We start from the raw sequence: 16,233 nt of genomic DNA on the forward strand, positions 1-16,233 counted from the left end.
GCAGTCTTTTTGGAAAAGTGGTATCTTTGTCAATAGAGGCAGAATGTTTTCGATGGACATAGAACAACGTTTTGATTAAGTGAGAGCAGAGCAAACGCGTTTACTCTGCCGAACGGGAAAAATGAAGGATGAAATCCAACTCATAGAGCGAGGGCGACAGGGCGATGAGACTGCTTTGGGGAGCCTATATAGGGCATATCACCGACAAATGACGATGATATGCCAACGCATCGTAGACAATCGTCAAGTGGCAGAGGAATTGGCACATGATGCTTTTCTACTGGCTTTTGCCAAGATGGATCAACTGCATAACCCACAACGCTTTGAGGCATGGCTGACAAGTATTACAACCAATGTTGCCCGACGCTATATGCAGCGGCATCATGATCCCGCAATGCTTTCGCTTTCCACTCTCTCAGAAGAAGTCATCGGCTCTGCCGCTTCGCTTGTCGAAGAACTTCCTGGGGAACCTATTCCAACAGAAGACAAGCCGTTACCAACTATGGAAGAACTGATGACGGCTGTAGATGCGCTGCCCAAAGGCTATGGACAGGTATTCAAGTTGGCGGTCATCCAAGAAATGTCGCATAAGGAAATTGCCGAAATCCTTGGAATTGCAGCCCATTCTTCATCGTCACAACTGTCACGGGCAAAGAAAATGTTGCAGAAGTCACTTGCACAGTATTGGCTGTTGTGGCTCATGCCACTTCTGTTGCCTTTGGCCATATATCTTTATAAAACAGGAAAGACCACTGACGTGCCGCAACCAATAGTAACAAAACAAGAACAGACTACGCCTGATACAAAGCATGATGATGAAGGTACTCCGACGATAGGGCAAGGAACTCCTGCCATTCCAATAATTGCGACACAGCAAATAGCCATTGCTCCTGTCAAAGATGTTCCAGTAGATAGTCTTACTCCTGCTGACACGCTCCAACATACCGGCGAAGAAACAGAGAGTACCGACACTGCGACCATCTTGCACAACAACAAGCCACTGCCCGACTTGCGTCCAGACAAAGATATAAATATAGCAGACCTGTTCCCGGAAAAGTCCACAGAGATTAAGGATAGACAGAAGTGGTCTGTAGAATTGGCATACACAGGTAGTATGGGTGAACAGAATGCTAACCGTCCGTTTATATTCACTGAAACGGAGATGACAGATGAAACGGAGATGACAGATATTACAAGCGAAGTTCCGCCTATCCGCTCTTTCGACAAATGGAGCGATTATGCCGAGGCATTACAGAATGGAACACTTGATGTTGATTACAAGACGTATCAGTTCTTGTTGAAGATTGCCCAAAACAACGCAGCCCAGCCCAGCACGGACATGATTGAGCGTAAGACTCACCATTACATGCCAATCTCTTTCTCCTTGGCATTGAAGTACAAACTGAATAACCGCTTTGGCTTAGAGACAGGCTTGAGTTATAGCCATCTGAAATCAGAGTCCGAAGTAGGAACAGGTGGGAACGCCATCCGTGAGCAACAGACCATACATTACCTCGGCATACCTCTGAAGGGTACATATAATATATATAATGTAAGAAGATGGAACCTATACGGAAGTCTTGGCGCGAAGTTGGAGATACCTGTTTATGCTCCGTTCAGCACAAGCTATTTCGTTAATGGAATGAAAGAACTGGAAGAGAAGACTACGCTCCATGCTCCGTTGCAGTGGTCGATAGGAACAGGCATTGGCTTGCAGTATAACCTCACACCTAACATCGGTTTCTTTGCTGAGCCAAGTCTGCAATACTACATCCCGACGGGTAGCGACATCGAGACCTACCGCACAGAACACCCATTCACGTTCTCGTTGCCATTAGGAATCCGCATAACATGGTAGTTTTCTCCCTGAAGTCGTGCAGTCTTTTCTTGCTTTGTGGTATCTATCCCTATAGAGAAACAAAACAAGAAAAGACTATGCAACAACGACATCTGAACCGCAAACAGTATTTCTGTGAATTGGCTAACACGGCCAGGACATTCTATATGGAATACCTTAATACATACATCAAGCTAACGCCTGACACCCGGGTGCTGGAAATAGGCTGTGGCGAGGGAGGCAATCTTCTTCCATTCGCAGAACAGGGCTGCAAGGTAACTGGGATTGACATCTGTCAAACTAGAATCAATGAAGCACAGACGTTCTTCACAGAATATCACCAGCAGGGAACTTTCATCTGCCAGAATTTTCTCCTTTCAGAAGAGCCAAGGACGGAGAATGAACGGTATGACCTCGTACTTATTCACGATGTAATAGAGCACATCGAACCATCCAATAAACGAGACTTTCTTCTTCACATCAAACACTTCCTCAAACAAGATGGCATCGCTTTCTTTGGTTTTCCTGCCTGGCAGAACCCATTTGGAGGCCATCAGCAAATTAGCGTTGGTCTGGCCTCCAAACTTCCTTTCATTCATCTGCTGCCAAAGCCGCTCTACAAAGTCCTGTTGAAGACAAGCGGAGCCACAGCAAGTATCATTGGCGAACTGATGAGCATACGAGCTTCGCGGGTGACCATAGAGAACTTTGAACGACTGGTTTCCGAGGTCGGTTATACCATTTGCAAGCGCACCCTTTGGCTCATCAACCCACACTACAAGCAGAAGTTCCACATAAATCCTCGCCGCCAGTGGACTTTCTTTGCCAATATTCCATATCTTCGCAACTTCTATACTACATCAGCATGGTATTTACTCCGTCAAACTCAAAAACAATCATAAGATGAAAAGACTATTTCAAATTTTAGCAGTCACTCTGCTTTCTGCGACTTTGTCAGAACTATGCGCTCAACACAATTGGGCGATGGCATTTGTTGAAAAGGGACAAGACATTCCAACTGTTGTGGAGTATCATAGTGCCCAAGAAACAGCTGAGAACGGGATTGTGTATAATCGTATCTTTGATGGTACAAGGCTTAAAAGCAAAGTGTGTTGGCTATTAATTAGTTACAACACACTTTTTTTGTGCAACATTGGTGCAACAATTCTCGTAATACAAAAACAGCAGCTTCTTTTTCTGAATATAATTACATATCTTCTAAAGATAAGGTTTGCAAAGTAAAGTGATAGCGACCAAAGTCTGAAGGCGGCAGATTTGACACCTTTCGTTCAAGCTCTGTAAAACTGAGTTTTCGAGGATTACGCTTTATCTCGGCAGAAATACCTGTGTGGTCAAACTCGTTAAGAGCTATCATATCAATCTCATTCTCGCCTTTGCGGTCCCACCAATTGCCTACCACAGTATAGTGTCCAGACTCCATTGTCTTTTGTTGAAAGAACATCTCAAGCGTCCTGCCCGAAAATTGCTCGTAATGCAGGCTTATGTTTTTACGTAACAATGATAATTGGCCACGTTCCACCAATGACTGGTACGGACAAACAAAACGGAACCAGAAACGGAGAAACTGGTCTGTAATTTCGTAAACACTTGTTTTGCTATTCGGTTTCGAAAGTATGGGCTTCAGACGAGAAACAACATTGAAATTCTGCTCCAAATTCTGCAGGTAGGTACCCATATCCTTCTGAATTGCCCCATCAATATCCGACCTGCGGTTCAATCCTTCTGCAATTAGCTGGAGAATGGAAAAATAAGTAGAGCCTTCATCCCCAAACTCTTGATTCATCAAGTCACGCCCTTCAGAAAGAAAATAAGAATCCTGACGGCATAAATAGTTGAGCATCTTTTCTTTTGTATAGCAGCCTGCATCCATTAAAAGTTCTACATATTTTGCAACACCACCTGTAAGCATGTATAGACATAACAGGTCCTCCGGGGTGTAGTCGGGCTTGTAGTCACGAAATATTTGTTTGAGTACATCAATCGTGAAAGGCAAAAGCGCAAATTTGGAAGTGGGACGCCCATAAAGTGGTTCATTCTCGTCTTCGAATATACGCTTCATAAGAGAACGGATGCTTCCCATGGTGATAAGATTGAGGTGCGACTCCCGATGATAGCGATCCCACAAATCTTGTATCTCACTAAATATGGCCGAATTAATCTTGTACAGATTCTGAAACTCGTCGAATATAATAGTGAAATGACGTTGAAGAGACTCTCGCATCACAACCTCAAAGAAATCACGGAAACTGGTCAAACGGCCATATACTTTAATACCTAATTGTTCTTCTATAGTCTGTTGAAACTTACTACAAAGCATAGCCTCACTATCTTTTGAGACAAACAAGTAAGCATGCTTGTGACCTTCAAAAGTCTTTGTCACAAGCGATGTTTTACCAACTCGCCTTCGTCCCATCAGCACTGTGAAAGTTGCACTTTTCTCTGCCTGCTTCTCATTATCAAGCAAGATCTCTATTTCCGAGTCACGATCATAGAACTTCATAAATGTAAACCGTCATTTATATAAACACACGTTTATATTTCTAATCGCAAAAATATGATTTAAATTCCAAACTTCGGCTATTTAAGCCAACAAACTACACTTTATTCACATTTTTTAATCATGGACTATCAAACAAGAAATAATCACTGCTTTGATCATGATCTACCTGTTCTCTTTTTCAACCTGTTTTTTTCGAAAATCAAGACAAAAAAAAATCTCAATCTAGAACGGGAAGGCCTCGTTCTGACCTTCATCAATGTGTTCTTCCTCCATTGCTTGGAGCTGAAAAAAGGCTAGTTTTGCCACTTTTTATTGAAAAAACACATATTTTGCCCATTTTTTCTTGATGTGATGGAATTGTTCTTCTGCTATGGTGAAATAGCACTTTTCTTTCACCATAACTGAACGTCCGCTATACTGCAACTGAATGGTGGTTGTATTGCAACTGAATGGTGGTTGCATTGCAATAGAACGGTGGTTGTAGTATAGCTGAAGTCCCATTGCAGCATCATAGAAGTTCTACAGCAGGAGAGTATCAGAAGAATATCAATACACACAATCATCTGATATTCAGATAGTTCTAAAAACAACAAAGACTCTTCAGAACTCGCGTATTTCAGACCCACTTTCCGTTTGGTGAATTTGGCGCGAGTTTTGAGCCCAGTAAGCAAGTAAAATTTCGATAAAATGAACCTGCAAATTGATGCTTTTTTCAGCAAATCGAAGATCATGGAGAGGCAGGCTTTGGGTAGAAACATACAATTTCGCCCGCCTTTTTGCACTTTTAACGGCAAGCGCATCATCTTTCCGAAAAAAGTTGGAGTTCCCACAAGAAATTGGATAATTTTGAGTAATTTTGCGCCCGTTAAAAACGATGTGTAATGAATAATGTCACCATGATGAATTATAATAAAGGAAAAAAACTGCTTTCAGAAAGATTCTACCTGACATGGGCAGGAGAACAGATGAGTTGGACGGTACGAATGACGATGAAGATGCGAGATGTCGTTGACGGCGACTTGTTGCGTCAGGCTGTAGAATCAACGCGCCTGCGGTATCCATACTATCAAGTGAAGCTCGGCATGAGGAAAGATGCTGAAGGCACGGAATATTTTGTGTATGAAGACAACAGCGAGCCGTGGGTAGTCAGCGAAGGGGAAAAACCTGTGAGACTGATTGGCCCGGAGTCGAACAACCATCTGCTGGCCTTCTGCTGCTGGGGCGACTGCATCGCTATCGATTTCTTCCACTGCCTGACTGACGGCACTGGAGCCTATAACATCCTACGCACCTTGCTCTATGAATATTCCCGCCGTCGCTATGACACGACACTGGAAAGGGGTATGGCGAACATTCGTGTGTCAGGTGACACTATTAGTTCAGAGGAATGGGAAGACCCTGCCGCACTGGCTAAGCCCGACCAACTGAACCCGCTACCCCTTACGGAACGTCTGCGCTGCATCAATCTGACCACACAGGCAAAGGTGGCGGTAAGTGAGGACGTGGAAACTGTCAACATCCTTGTTGAAGAGCAAGAGATGATGAGGTATGTGACCTCAGGCGACACATCGCCCGCTACGCTCATTTCGCTGCTGCTCGTCCGTGCCATTGCCCGTCTGCATCCCGACTTGACGGAAGGAGTGCCGATGGTGGCACTGGCCATCAACCAACGTCCCGCACTGGGTTGTCCGCAGGCCGGACAATCGATGGCAGCATCGCTCCGCCTGACCCTGAACGATGAGATGAGAGGGATGGATATTGAAACGCAGCAGACCATATTCCGAGGCATGGTGGCCCTGCAGTCGAACGAAGACAACGTCATTGAGAATTTCTGGCAAACTCAGCATACGCAAGACATGTTCGAAAAGATTCCCACCCTTGAGGGGCGCCATCAGGCAATGGCCAAAGCCTACAGTGTCGCAACATCAGCAGCCACAACCTGTGTCAGTTACGTCGGCAAAGCTAATCTGGGTGCTGCCGAACAATACGTCAGCGAGATGTACACAGAGGCCTATACGCCGTATGCTCTCACCATTGAGATGAGTGCCGTGGGCGGCACGTTCTGTATCAGCCTAATGCAGCGGTTTGCAGATGATACATATCTCGAAGCCTTTCTCGACGAATTCCGCCAGATAGGTCTGCCCTATCGTATGGCTACTCGCCATACGATGACGGTGGCACCAATAGCAAACTATCGGGAAACAGCCGTGAACGCCGCGACAGGAAAATGATCGGTCTTGCTGCTTTGCAGGTCTGCCCATCTGGGTTGCCTGCTCATTTTTCTGTGTGGAGGCGGGTTATCGCTCTTCGCCGATGACTACGCCCCAGGGCTCGATGGTGATGTTCTGGCCCCTGGCGAGGGACTGTTTGTCGAGCAGCGACTGGCTGGCGGGATAGGGCCAGGCAATGGTCTTGGGCTCGTAAGAGAAATTGAAGAGGTAGTGAATCTGACGCCCCTTGGCGTTAGTGCCGGAGCGGAGGATGACGGGGAACTGGTACTGGCGCTCAACGATTGCGATACCCTTGCGGTCGGCAGCACGGGTGATGAGTTTATAGAGGAGGTCGGTAGATGGCACGGTGCCGATGTAGATGAGGTGGCCCTTGCCGTACTGGTTCTCCGTGATGCAGGGCCACTGGCCGAAGAACTGGTGCTCTACGGTGGCTAAAGACTTGGCCGTGGTCAGTTGCAAGAACTCCATCCAGGTGTTAACGGTATTGTCCGCAGCTCCGATGCCGTTGGGCTTCAGCGGCAGCGTGTTGATGCTCGAATACTCCTGATAGGTGAACCCGCAGGCTTCGGCCAGCGGACCGGGAGCCAGCACGGGGCGAACGGCATTGTCGTAGTCGGTGTAGCCGCTCTTGAAGAGCATCACCACCTCGCCGCCCTCTCGCACGAAGTCGCTGATTTTCCTGAGCAGTTCGTCGGTTGCCACATAGAGCGAGGGCACCACGAGCATGTCGTACTGCGAGAAATCCTGCATCTCGGGCTTATCGACAGGCAGGATGTCGCACTCGATGTTCTGACGGTAGAGTGCGTCGTACATCATGTTCACCTTGTATTGGTCGCGGTCGGTGTAGGGCATGAAGTCGAGGGCGTGCTTCGAGTCGTGACTGAACAGTAGGGCTACGCGGTTCCGCTTCTTCAGGTTCACCAGTCGGTCGCCAATCTTCTCCAACTCCTTGGCTCCCCGTTGGAACTCACGATAGACGCGGTTGGGCTTACCGTCATGACCGAGGATGCCGCGCCAGTAGGTCTCCTGACCGTAGTGCAACGTACTCCAGTGCCAGTATTCCACCATATTCGCACCGCCCGAGAGGAAGGCGTACATGTTCTGGCGCAACTGCCCGTCGTAGGGAGGCCACTGGTTGCGGCTCGACCAGCCTGTGCCCTGGGCGTTGGTCTCGGTGATGAGGAAGTTGTGGCTGCGGCTGACGGTGCGCATGAAGTCGCACGAGTAACTGATCCACTGTCCGTCCTGTCCGTTCTGCATGGTGTAATAGACGTTGATGGCGGGGTACTCCATCTGGCGGAATGCCTCCACTTGGTCGATGTCGTAGAAACTGGGCATGAAGCAGTGCATGATAAACTGGTCGGGGCGCTTGTACTCGCTCACGATGTCGGCCTGCCAGTTTAGGAAGTCGGCCGTCACCTTGCGGTTCCAGCGCTCCCACCACACCTTATACGAAGGGTTCGTCACACCCTTGCGGTCGTAGAAATCTTCCCAGCGGTTGATGTTCATGCCCCAGTAGTTCAGTCCCCAGCGGCGGTTCAGTTCCTTCAGGTCGCCATGGAACTCCTGCCTGATGTACTCGCGGAAGCCCTCGAAGTAGTCGGGGTTGTCAATCTTGCGCGCCTCCACCTCGTTGTCCACCTGATAGCCGATGATGGCGGGGTGCTGGGCGTAGTGCTCCATCATTTTGCGGATGATGCGCTCCGAGTAGCGGCGGTAGGTGGCGTTCAGCAGGTCCATGTTCTGTCGGATGCCGTAGTGGCTCTGTCCGCCGTCCCACGTCTGCGACAGCACCTCGGGATGCTCTGCTGCCAGCCACGACGGGATACTGTAGGTCGGCGTGCCGAAGATGACCTTGATGCCCGCCTTGTGCAGCGCGTCAATGATGCGGTCCATCCAGGCGAACTCAAACTGCCCGTCCTGCGGCTCGAAGAGCGACCATGTCGATTCGCCCACGCGCACCACCGTCAGTCCTGCCTCCTTCATCAGCCGGATGTCCACGTCAAGCCGGTCCGTTGGCGTGTATTCCGCATAGTATGCAGCACCGTACAGCGGCTTGTCAAACTGGTAAACCTTGTCCTCTCCCTTGGCAGAAGCCGTCATTGTGAGCAGCCATCCAGCCATCATCAGTAATACTTTTTTCATTGTCCTAATAGATTTTATGGCGCAAAGATAATACATTATCATTTTATAACCAAAGGCTTTCACGGCTTTTCGTCCCGCTTGTTACAAATGAATAGCCATACGTTACAGATGAAGAGGCAGGCATGCCGGAGAATGGCTAATTTTGCAGCCAAAAGCAGATAATAATATTAAGCCATAGAATGCACGCTCCCCAATACTGGTTACGCTGTTAGGAATGTCAATACTCGTCAGGCCAGAACAGCCTCAGAATGTAAAATTTCCAATTTTGATCTGATCTACTCCCCTAATATCTTCAAATATTTTTCGATGGCATCTTCCAGTTCACTCAGGCAGATAAACTCATCGGCGGAGTGGGAACGACTGCTCTGGCCGGGTCCCAGTTTCAGGGAGGGGAACGACATCAGGGCCTGATCGGACAGGGTGGGCGAACCGAAAGGCTGCATGCCCAACGACAGACAGCGCTGTACGATGGGATGATCTTCAGCAATGGAAGAGGAATGCAGGCGGAAGGAACGAGCTTTCAGTTCGCAGTGTTTCATCTTACTGCACAGGAACTGATAGAGTTCTTCGTTCTGATAGAACTCGTTGGGACGCACATCGAGAATGAAGTGGAGCGTGTCGGGCACCACATTGTGCTGGGTACCGGCTTCCACCACGGTGACGGTCATCTTGGTGGGGCCCAACAGTGGACTCACCTTCTCAAAACGATAGTCGCGCAGCCATACCAGGTCGTCGAGTGCCTCATAGATAGCGTTCACCCCTTCATTGCGCGCAGCATGTCCGCTCACACCGTGGGCATAGCCGTCTATCACCATCAGTCCTTTCTCGGCAATAGCAGGTTGCATTCCGGTGGGCTCGCCCACAATGGCCACGTCAATCTTCGGCAACAACGGAAGCACACGAACTATTCCATCCTTGCCCGACACCTCCTCCTCGCAAGAGGCGAGGAAAACGAGATTTACTAGTGGAGAGTGGAGAGTGGATAGTGTAGAGTTTGCTACCGCTGCATTATTTCCATTGAGACTATCACCGAATAATCCATTGAGGCTTTCCCGTGAACCGTCCTGCGGAGCGGTAGCAAACTCTGCACTCTCCACTCTCCACTCTCCACTACCTTCTGGAGCGGTAGCAAACTCTCCACTCTCCACTCTACACTCTACACTAGAATCTTCATTTATTAAGATTCTATAGGCCTGCAGCAGCGATACGAGTCCGCCGCCGCAGTCGTTAGAACCAAGTCCGTAGAGCTTGTCGCCTTCCCATGTAGGTTTGAAGGGATCGCGGGTCCAGGTGGCCACCGGTTTCACTGTGTCGATATGCGCATTGAGCAGGATTGTTTTGCGCTGAGGGTCGAAATCAGGGCTGATGGCCCACACATTGTTTCCCTCACGCTTGGGGTTTAGTCCCCATTCTTCCATCTGCTTAAACAGCACATCGGCGGCAGCAGCCTCATCCCGACTCACACTCGGTGTGGCAATCAGTCGGCTCAGCAGTTCAGCACCTTCAAGAGCATATTTTCTTACGTCCATCATAGAAAGGAAATTATGTTTTCGCCAGATCGCTCCTAACCTATTATATATTTACTTCCAGGAAGGAACGACAGCAGTTTTGTGGTCAGCGCACAACAAATAAAAGTGAGTATGGCTATCACGGGAATGGCCACCCCTACGGGAAGCATCGGCTCGGCAGCATTGCCATTGATGAGCCAGCCTGCGATGGGTGCCAGGAAGAACAGGTGCATCAGGTACATGCCAAACGAGAGTTTAGACAGTTCGGTGATGATGGCCGTGGGCCGTGAGATACAGCTGAACAGCAGGAACAGTCCAAAGGTGGCCAGTAACACGTTGATGGTACAGAACTCCCACGACCACTCCAGCATGGGGGTCTCTATCAACACACCGGGTTCTCCTTTCCACCAGAAGCTCCATGCCGTGAAGGCGGCCCCTGCCACGAAGGCGATAGAGCCTACGGTCAGTCGGCGGCTGTTGCTCCATTTCAGATGCACACGGATGTAGTGAGCCAATACCAAATAGCCTAAATAGCCTGAACAGTACCAGAAAGCGGAATACTGGTTCCAGAAACACTCACCCCACAGTTCGGGCGACACGAAGCGATGCAGCCAGGGCGTCAGCGTGGTAAAGGCGAAGATACCGATGAATACCAGTTCGTCCTTTGCCGAAGCCCGCTCCAACCATGGTGAAACCACGGGAATGATGAGATACAGCGAGATAAGGGGATACATGAACCACAGATGACCGGCCATAGAGGGAAAGTTGAAAGGCAGCATCTTCAAATCGGCTACCGACTGTTCCCAAGTCATAGCCCCCCAAGCCAGTGGCAGCAGTGAATAAAGAATCATGAAGCACACCATCGGCGGCAATATACGCATAAAACGGCGGCAATAGAACTGCGACATCGTCATTCCCTCCCTGACAGGAACCAACAGAAAGGCCGACACAATCATGAACAGGGGTACGGCCACGCGCCCTAATGCGCCATCGTAGAAAGCCACCCAGAAACGGTTCTGCTCGTTGGCCAGCATCGACATATTACCGGCCAGGCCCGATGCATCGGCACCATAGAAGTTCTCACTTGCATGCACCAGCATCACCAGGAAACATGCCACCACACGGATGTAGTCAAGAAAGGGTATTCGCTCTTTCATTGTCATTTTTTAGTTATTGTTGATAATAAATTGTTCAGTCTTCGGCGTTGCTGTCAGCCATTACCGCCCTATCCACAGTCCGGGATTGAGCAGAGTGTTCCAGTTGCGCAGTTGGAACTGCATAGTCTGGTCGGGACCGAGAGAGCCGAGGGCCTGACGGGCCTTCACCTTCTGCCCTTTGCGAACACTCACCTGAGCCAGGTTGATATACGCAGAGATATACTTACCATGACGGACTGTGACAATATAGCTGCCACCCTGGAAATAAACACCGCTCACCACACCGTCGAACACGCTCTGGGCCTTTGCTCCCGACTGTCCTTTCAAGTGCCAGCCGTTGCTTTTCAGTTTTACATGACTCAGTCCTTCGGGAGAATAAGTTCCGAATCCGCGTACCAGTCGATAGGCACCCGATATGGGGAGTGGCAAACGTCCACGGTTCTGTTCAAAACTGCCACTGAGTCGGCGGTCTTCGGCAGGCTCTCTGAAAGTTTCTTCCACCTTCTTGGCCTCGGCAATCTCACGCTGACGGTTGCGGTTGTCTTCCATTGCGCGCAGCTCAGCCTCACGACGCTCATTCTCTGCCTCACGGGCTCTGCGTTCTGCCTCGGCACGTTCCTTTTGCGAGGCTGCCTGCTGAGCTTTTCTGCGAGCATTCTCTTCCTTCTTACGAGCCTCGGCAATACGGCGTTCGTTCTCTCTGCGGGCCGCCTCGGCAGCTGCTTTCTTCCGCGCCAGTTCTTCGGCACGCTTCTTGGCAGCCTCAGCCTCTGCACGCTTCTTAGCCTCTGCCTCCTGACGGGCTTTCTCACGGGCTATCTCCTCGGCTATCAGCTTGTCGATACGTGCGTTGAGTTCAGCCTCACGCCGCTGCTGTTCAAGAATCAGGGCTTCGACGGTCTTCTGCTGTTTCTTCAGCTTGTTCACCTGATTCTGCTGCTCGTTCTGCTTTCCTTCCAGGTTTTTCTTCTCCTGTTCGCCACGAGCCAAGAGAGCACTCTTCTCATGTCGCGACTCAGCCAGTTCGCGTTTCTTATCCTCCACCTGCTGCTGTTTAGACTTCACAGCCTCGCCCTGAGCACGCTGATAGGCAGCATACTCACGCGAGAAACGCAGTCGGCGGTACATCTGATTGAAATTATCGGCACTGAAAACAAACATGAACTGGTCTTGTGCCGAGCGGTTGCGATGCATATAGCGCATGCTCTTCATATAGCGGTTACGGCGCTGTTCCAGTTCTTCCTCCAATACGATAAGCTGGCGGTCGAGCAAACTGATATACTCAGAAAGGCGACTGATATCGTTGCGGATGGTATCAACGACTTTGCGCTTTTCGGCAATCTCCTGATCCAGAATCATGAGATTTTCCATTCCACGCTTTACCCCGCGCTTCAGTTCCTCCTGCTTACGCTGGTTGGCAGCACGCTGGGCCTGCAGTGCCTTGCGTTCATTCTGCAAACCTTTCACGGTAGCCGGCTGTTTAGCAGCCGGCTTTTTTGTGGTTTGCTTCTTGGTCTTCTTATTGGTGGTCTGTTTCTTAGTGGTCTGTTTCTTCCCTTTCTGCTGTGTAGCCACTGGCTTGCGAGTGTTCGTCTTGCGCTGCTGAGCTGGAACGGTAGCAGTGAGCAGAGAGAGAAGAAGCAGTATAACGAATCTTTTCATGTAAGGAAATTAAAATGATGGGTTAGAAACTACCCATGATGCGGCGCAACAATTCATCGATTTCTACCTGGCGATACTTCTCAGACACCTCGGTACGTGTTTCCCACTCATCGTCAGTGCCCATATAGTTCAGTTTGATGTTCATCTTCACCTCCTTCTTCGGAGTAGTCAGCGTCACCTCCATGTCGCTGGGGAAAGGCTTGCCGTTAAGAGCACCCATAACACGGTAGTTCCAGTTCAGCTGGGTATTGCCGCGGTATGAATCGCGATGCATGATATTGGCCATCTTGATGCGACCCGTTGACTGGTTGGCAAGCCAACTGTAGTTGATATTTCCGCGCGACAGGTAGATAATAGCCTCGTCGCCACCCAGGTCGGCAGAGAAATCTTCCAGTTCACCCTTGCTGAGTGATGACTTTCCGGGAATGAACAACTCGTTCCAGAACAGGGCCTGAAGGGTATTGAAATTGATTCCGCTCTGACGCAAGAAGTCAATATATTTATAGGGGGCCTTCACATACTGCTTGTTGATACGGTCAACAAAGAGCACATAGTCCTTGGTGAACTCCATGCGAGCGGCCTCAACGAATCCGAAAGCCATCAGCTGCAGGCGAATCACATCGTCGCGCTTCATGCGCAGATTGCCCGTAAGATTCACTTTCTGCGGACCCACCTCGATAGTGAACTTCACCTTCGACGACACATACAGCAGTTTGTGGTACGATGCATTATGGACAAAGCCAATAAACTCCGACTGCGTCATGCTATCGGTTGATACTTCAACAGGTTTCACCACTTTCTTGTGAGTGCCACATGAAGAAAGGCCAATGACTACTGCCAGGGCAACAGCCGTGATAATACGAAATGCTTTCATTTTTTGAGGTATTTTTTCTTTTTAATTTTCCGGATAAGTAACTTGTTCTTGGGCTCCTGCTCCAAGGCCTGCTGCCAGTAGTTGACGGCTTTCTCAATCTCACCGCACATGGCATAGATATCACCGGCATGTTCAAGGATTACTGCGCTCTGCAGCGTATCGTTCTGAACGGCCTGGTCTATATATGGACAAGCATCGGCATATCGCTGCTGCATGAACAGGATCCATGCGTAGGTGTCGAGATAGGTACCATTGCGTGGCTCGGCCTTGATGGCCTTACGGCTCATCTGCTCGGCCTTGTCCAAGTCGATGCCCAGTTCGCTGAGGTAGTAGGCATAGTTATTCAGACAGCCCACATTGTCGGGTTGCCACACCAGACAAGAGTCATAGGCTTCGAAGGCCTCCCGCTGACGACCCTGCAGGTGAAGCAGATCGCCCATCACAGCATAGAAATCGCTCACAATGGCGGGATTGCTCTCCTCGGTGATGACGCTGATACCGTTCTGGAAGGCTTCCAGTGCATCGCCGTGATCGTCCTGGCGGTAGAAAGCCATACCCTGATAGTAGTAGAACGCCATTTCGTCGGGATTGTACTGACGGGCCTGGCGACATAGCTCTACAACGCGTTCGTTATTCTCTTCTTCCCATGCATACTGCACCAACTGCAGGCGTGCCGACGCATTGTCGGGAGCCAGGCGGAGCACCATCTCAAGCATGGCCGAGATACTGTCGCGCGGCATCTTCTTCAGGTTCATATAGGCAGCACAGAATTCTGCTATATCAGCCTGCGGATTGGGCTGTGACAACAACTCCTGAAACAGCTGCAGCACACGGGTGCTGTCGCCGCCATTGTTCTCACTGTAGCCTATTTCCTGACGCAGCATACTGATTTTGTCTTCAAGGGCTGTAGCAGGATTCAACAGGATGCTACGGGTCAGCGAATCGGCACGGAGGGTATCGTGCTCGTTCTGATAATAGTTGCGCAAGGTGGCCTGTGCCCTATAGTTGTCGGGTTCTTCTGCCAGTACCTCTGTGAGCACCCGATGGGCTTCATCCCTATGCGCTTTCTCGTTCTCGCCAACGGTCATCATCAATGTGTTGGCATAGAGTGTACGATAGTTCAAGTCATTAGGATAGCGCTCTGACAGTTCTTTCACCTCGGCAAGAGCATCCTTGTGATTGTTCATCTGCAGGTAGAGACTGCTTTTCGACAGCGACAGGCGTTCGCTCTTGCCGTCGATAAGTTCCATACGGTCCAGCACCTCAATGGCTTTCTCATAGTTGCGCTGTTGCAGGTGCAGACGGTAGAGCATTTCCAGCAAGTCCTGTCGGCTTTTATCCACCTCATAGAGATGTTCCACCACGCCGACAGCATCGGCATAGCGTTCCTTCGACACATAGGCCTGGGCCAGTGTCTCCATATAGGTAGTATTGTCAGGATCGCATTGCGATGCCTTCTGAAAATATTCGAGTGCCTTGTCGGCCTGTTTCATCTCGGTATAATACTGAGCCAGGAAGAAATAAGCCTCTGAAGCAGTAGAGTCTATCTGCAAGCAACGCTCCAACAGGTTGAATGCAGCATCGTGACTGCCTTTCTGGCGTTCCAGCATGGCCTCAATGAAATAGGCATCATACTTTCTACGCTGCTCATAGTCATCTGCCCGAGCCGACAATCCGCAACCCAGCAATCCAATTATTCCGATATATAATAAAAAACGTCTCACCTCTCAGTTCTCACCTCTCAGTTCTCAGTTCTCACCTCACTTCACTCCCGTATGTCCATATCCTCCCTCTCCGCGTTCTGTCTCGTCGAGCTCCTCGACTTCCACAAACTCGGCCTGTTCGTGACGGGCAATCACCATCTGGGCGATACGCTCGCCATCATTCACAGTAAAAGGTTCTTGGGAAAGATTGATCAGCACCACTCCTATCTCGCCACGATAGTCGGCATCGATAGTACCCGGTGAGTTGAGCACAGTAAGTCCATGCTTCAGGGCCAGTCCGCTGCGAGGACGCACCTGCGCCTCATAACCGGCGGGCAAGGCAATATGCAGTCCTGTAGGAATCAGACGGCGTTCTAAAGGCTTCAGCACAATGGGCTCTGTAAGATTAGCCCTTAAATCCATACCTGCACTTTGCTCGGTGGCATAAGCCGGAAGCGGCTGGTGCCCCCGGTTCACAACTTTTATCTTCATGAGCATTTATATATAAATGTTCTGCAAAAGTACGGATTTATGTTGAAATTACATTATTTTTGATGCAAAAAAATGCGTTTTTTAAGATAGTTATGCCCAACAA

13 protein-coding genes are annotated in these 16,233 nt (G+C 49.6%); 4 read left to right on the forward strand and 9 right to left on the reverse strand.

What is annotated here, in order from left to right:
* Positions 1–121: 121 nt before the first annotated feature.
* The 3 genes from L6475_RS13925 (at position 122) to L6475_RS13935 (ending at position 3,079) form a co-directional block, all read left to right on the forward strand.
* Positions 122–1,858, forward strand: a complete 1,737-nt coding sequence (locus tag L6475_RS13925; protein ID WP_237821057.1) for a sigma-70 family RNA polymerase sigma factor — start codon at positions 122–124, stop codon at positions 1,856–1,858.
* Positions 1,859–1,935: 77 nt separating this feature from the next.
* On the forward strand, positions 1,936–2,739 hold the full coding sequence (locus tag L6475_RS13930; RefSeq protein ID WP_237821059.1) for a bifunctional 2-polyprenyl-6-hydroxyphenol methylase/3-demethylubiquinol 3-O-methyltransferase UbiG: 804 nt from the start codon (positions 1,936–1,938) through the stop codon (positions 2,737–2,739).
* A gap of 1 nt (position 2,740) precedes the next feature.
* Entirely contained in the window at positions 2,741–3,079 is a 339-nt protein-coding gene (locus tag L6475_RS13935; RefSeq protein WP_237821061.1) for a hypothetical protein, read from the forward strand.
* On the opposite strand, the gene L6475_RS13940 is transcribed toward L6475_RS13935, so the two are convergent.
* Positions 3,045–4,358: an ATP-binding protein gene (locus tag L6475_RS13940; protein ID WP_237821063.1), complete on the reverse strand. Its 1,314-nt coding sequence runs from the start codon at positions 4,356–4,358 to the stop codon at positions 3,045–3,047. The two genes, L6475_RS13935 and L6475_RS13940, sit on opposite strands and share 35 nt — an antisense overlap.
* 309 nt (positions 4,359–4,667) lie before the next feature.
* Entirely contained in the window at positions 4,668–4,859 is a 192-nt protein-coding gene (locus tag L6475_RS13945; protein WP_237821065.1) for a hypothetical protein, read from the reverse strand.
* A 380-nt stretch (positions 4,860–5,239) separates the two neighbouring features.
* On the opposite strand from L6475_RS13945, the gene L6475_RS13950 reads away from it, so the two are divergent.
* Entirely contained in the window at positions 5,240–6,589 is a 1,350-nt protein-coding gene (locus L6475_RS13950) for a hypothetical protein (protein ID WP_237821067.1), read from the forward strand.
* Positions 6,590–6,655: 66 nt separating this feature from the next.
* Here L6475_RS13950 and L6475_RS13955 read toward each other — a convergent pair whose 3' ends face one another.
* From L6475_RS13955 to dut, 7 genes are all read right to left on the reverse strand, one after another.
* The gene (locus L6475_RS13955; RefSeq protein WP_370641684.1) at positions 6,656–8,776 is read right to left on the reverse strand and encodes a beta-galactosidase; all 2,121 of its coding nucleotides are present in this window, start codon (positions 8,774–8,776) and stop codon (positions 6,656–6,658) included.
* Between the two features lie 233 nt (positions 8,777–9,009).
* Positions 9,010–10,266, reverse strand: coding sequence for a M20 family metallo-hydrolase (locus L6475_RS13960; RefSeq protein WP_370641614.1), 1,257 nt, complete (start codon positions 10,264–10,266; stop codon positions 9,010–9,012).
* 32 nt (positions 10,267–10,298) lie between these two features.
* Positions 10,299–11,405 carry an acyltransferase gene (locus L6475_RS13965; protein WP_370641615.1) on the reverse strand — a complete coding sequence of 369 codons (1,107 nt, stop codon included), beginning with the start codon at positions 11,403–11,405 and terminating at the stop codon, positions 10,299–10,301.
* Positions 11,406–11,459: 54 nt separating this feature from the next.
* A complete protein-coding gene (locus L6475_RS13970; protein ID WP_237821071.1) occupies positions 11,460–13,061 on the reverse strand; it encodes a peptidoglycan DD-metalloendopeptidase family protein in 1,602 nt (533 codons plus the stop codon).
* Between the two features lie 22 nt (positions 13,062–13,083).
* Positions 13,084–13,935, reverse strand: a complete 852-nt coding sequence (locus L6475_RS13975) for a DUF4292 domain-containing protein (RefSeq protein WP_237821073.1) — start codon at positions 13,933–13,935, stop codon at positions 13,084–13,086.
* Positions 13,932–15,659: a tetratricopeptide repeat protein gene (locus tag L6475_RS13980; RefSeq protein WP_237821075.1), complete on the reverse strand. Its 1,728-nt coding sequence runs from the start codon at positions 15,657–15,659 to the stop codon at positions 13,932–13,934. The genes L6475_RS13975 and L6475_RS13980 overlap by 4 nt, the downstream gene beginning before the upstream one ends.
* A 36-nt stretch (positions 15,660–15,695) precedes the next feature.
* Positions 15,696–16,136, reverse strand: a complete 441-nt coding sequence (gene dut, locus L6475_RS13985) for a dUTP diphosphatase (RefSeq protein WP_237821077.1) — start codon at positions 16,134–16,136, stop codon at positions 15,696–15,698.
* Positions 16,137–16,233 lie beyond the last annotated feature (97 nt).

Origin of the sequence: Prevotella sp. E9-3, assembly GCF_022024015.1 — a bacterium.
Lineage (GTDB): Bacteria > Bacteroidota > Bacteroidia > Bacteroidales > Bacteroidaceae > Prevotella.

Coding starts and splice junctions, on each gene's coding strand:
- L6475_RS13925 (WP_237821057.1), top strand. CDS start 122: ATGAAGGATGAAATCCAACTCATAGAGCGAGGGCGACAGGGCGATGAG.
- L6475_RS13955 (WP_370641684.1), bottom strand. CDS start 8,776: ATGATAATGTATTATCTTTGCGCCATAAAATCTATTAGGACAATGAAA.
- L6475_RS13950 (WP_237821067.1), top strand. CDS start 5,240: ATGAATAATGTCACCATGATGAATTATAATAAAGGAAAAAAACTGCTT.
- L6475_RS13965 (WP_370641615.1), bottom strand. CDS start 11,405: ATGACAATGAAAGAGCGAATACCCTTTCTTGACTACATCCGTGTGGTG.
- L6475_RS13940 (WP_237821063.1), bottom strand. CDS start 4,358: ATGAAGTTCTATGATCGTGACTCGGAAATAGAGATCTTGCTTGATAAT.
- dut (WP_237821077.1), bottom strand. CDS start 16,136: ATGCTCATGAAGATAAAAGTTGTGAACCGGGGGCACCAGCCGCTTCCG.
- L6475_RS13935 (WP_237821061.1), top strand. CDS start 2,741: ATGAAAAGACTATTTCAAATTTTAGCAGTCACTCTGCTTTCTGCGACT.
- L6475_RS13970 (WP_237821071.1), bottom strand. CDS start 13,061: ATGAAAAGATTCGTTATACTGCTTCTTCTCTCTCTGCTCACTGCTACC.
- L6475_RS13930 (WP_237821059.1), top strand. CDS start 1,936: ATGCAACAACGACATCTGAACCGCAAACAGTATTTCTGTGAATTGGCT.
- L6475_RS13960 (WP_370641614.1), bottom strand. CDS start 10,266: ATGATGGACGTAAGAAAATATGCTCTTGAAGGTGCTGAACTGCTGAGC.
- L6475_RS13945 (WP_237821065.1), bottom strand. CDS start 4,859: ATGGGACTTCAGCTATACTACAACCACCGTTCTATTGCAATGCAACCA.
- L6475_RS13975 (WP_237821073.1), bottom strand. CDS start 13,935: ATGAAAGCATTTCGTATTATCACGGCTGTTGCCCTGGCAGTAGTCATT.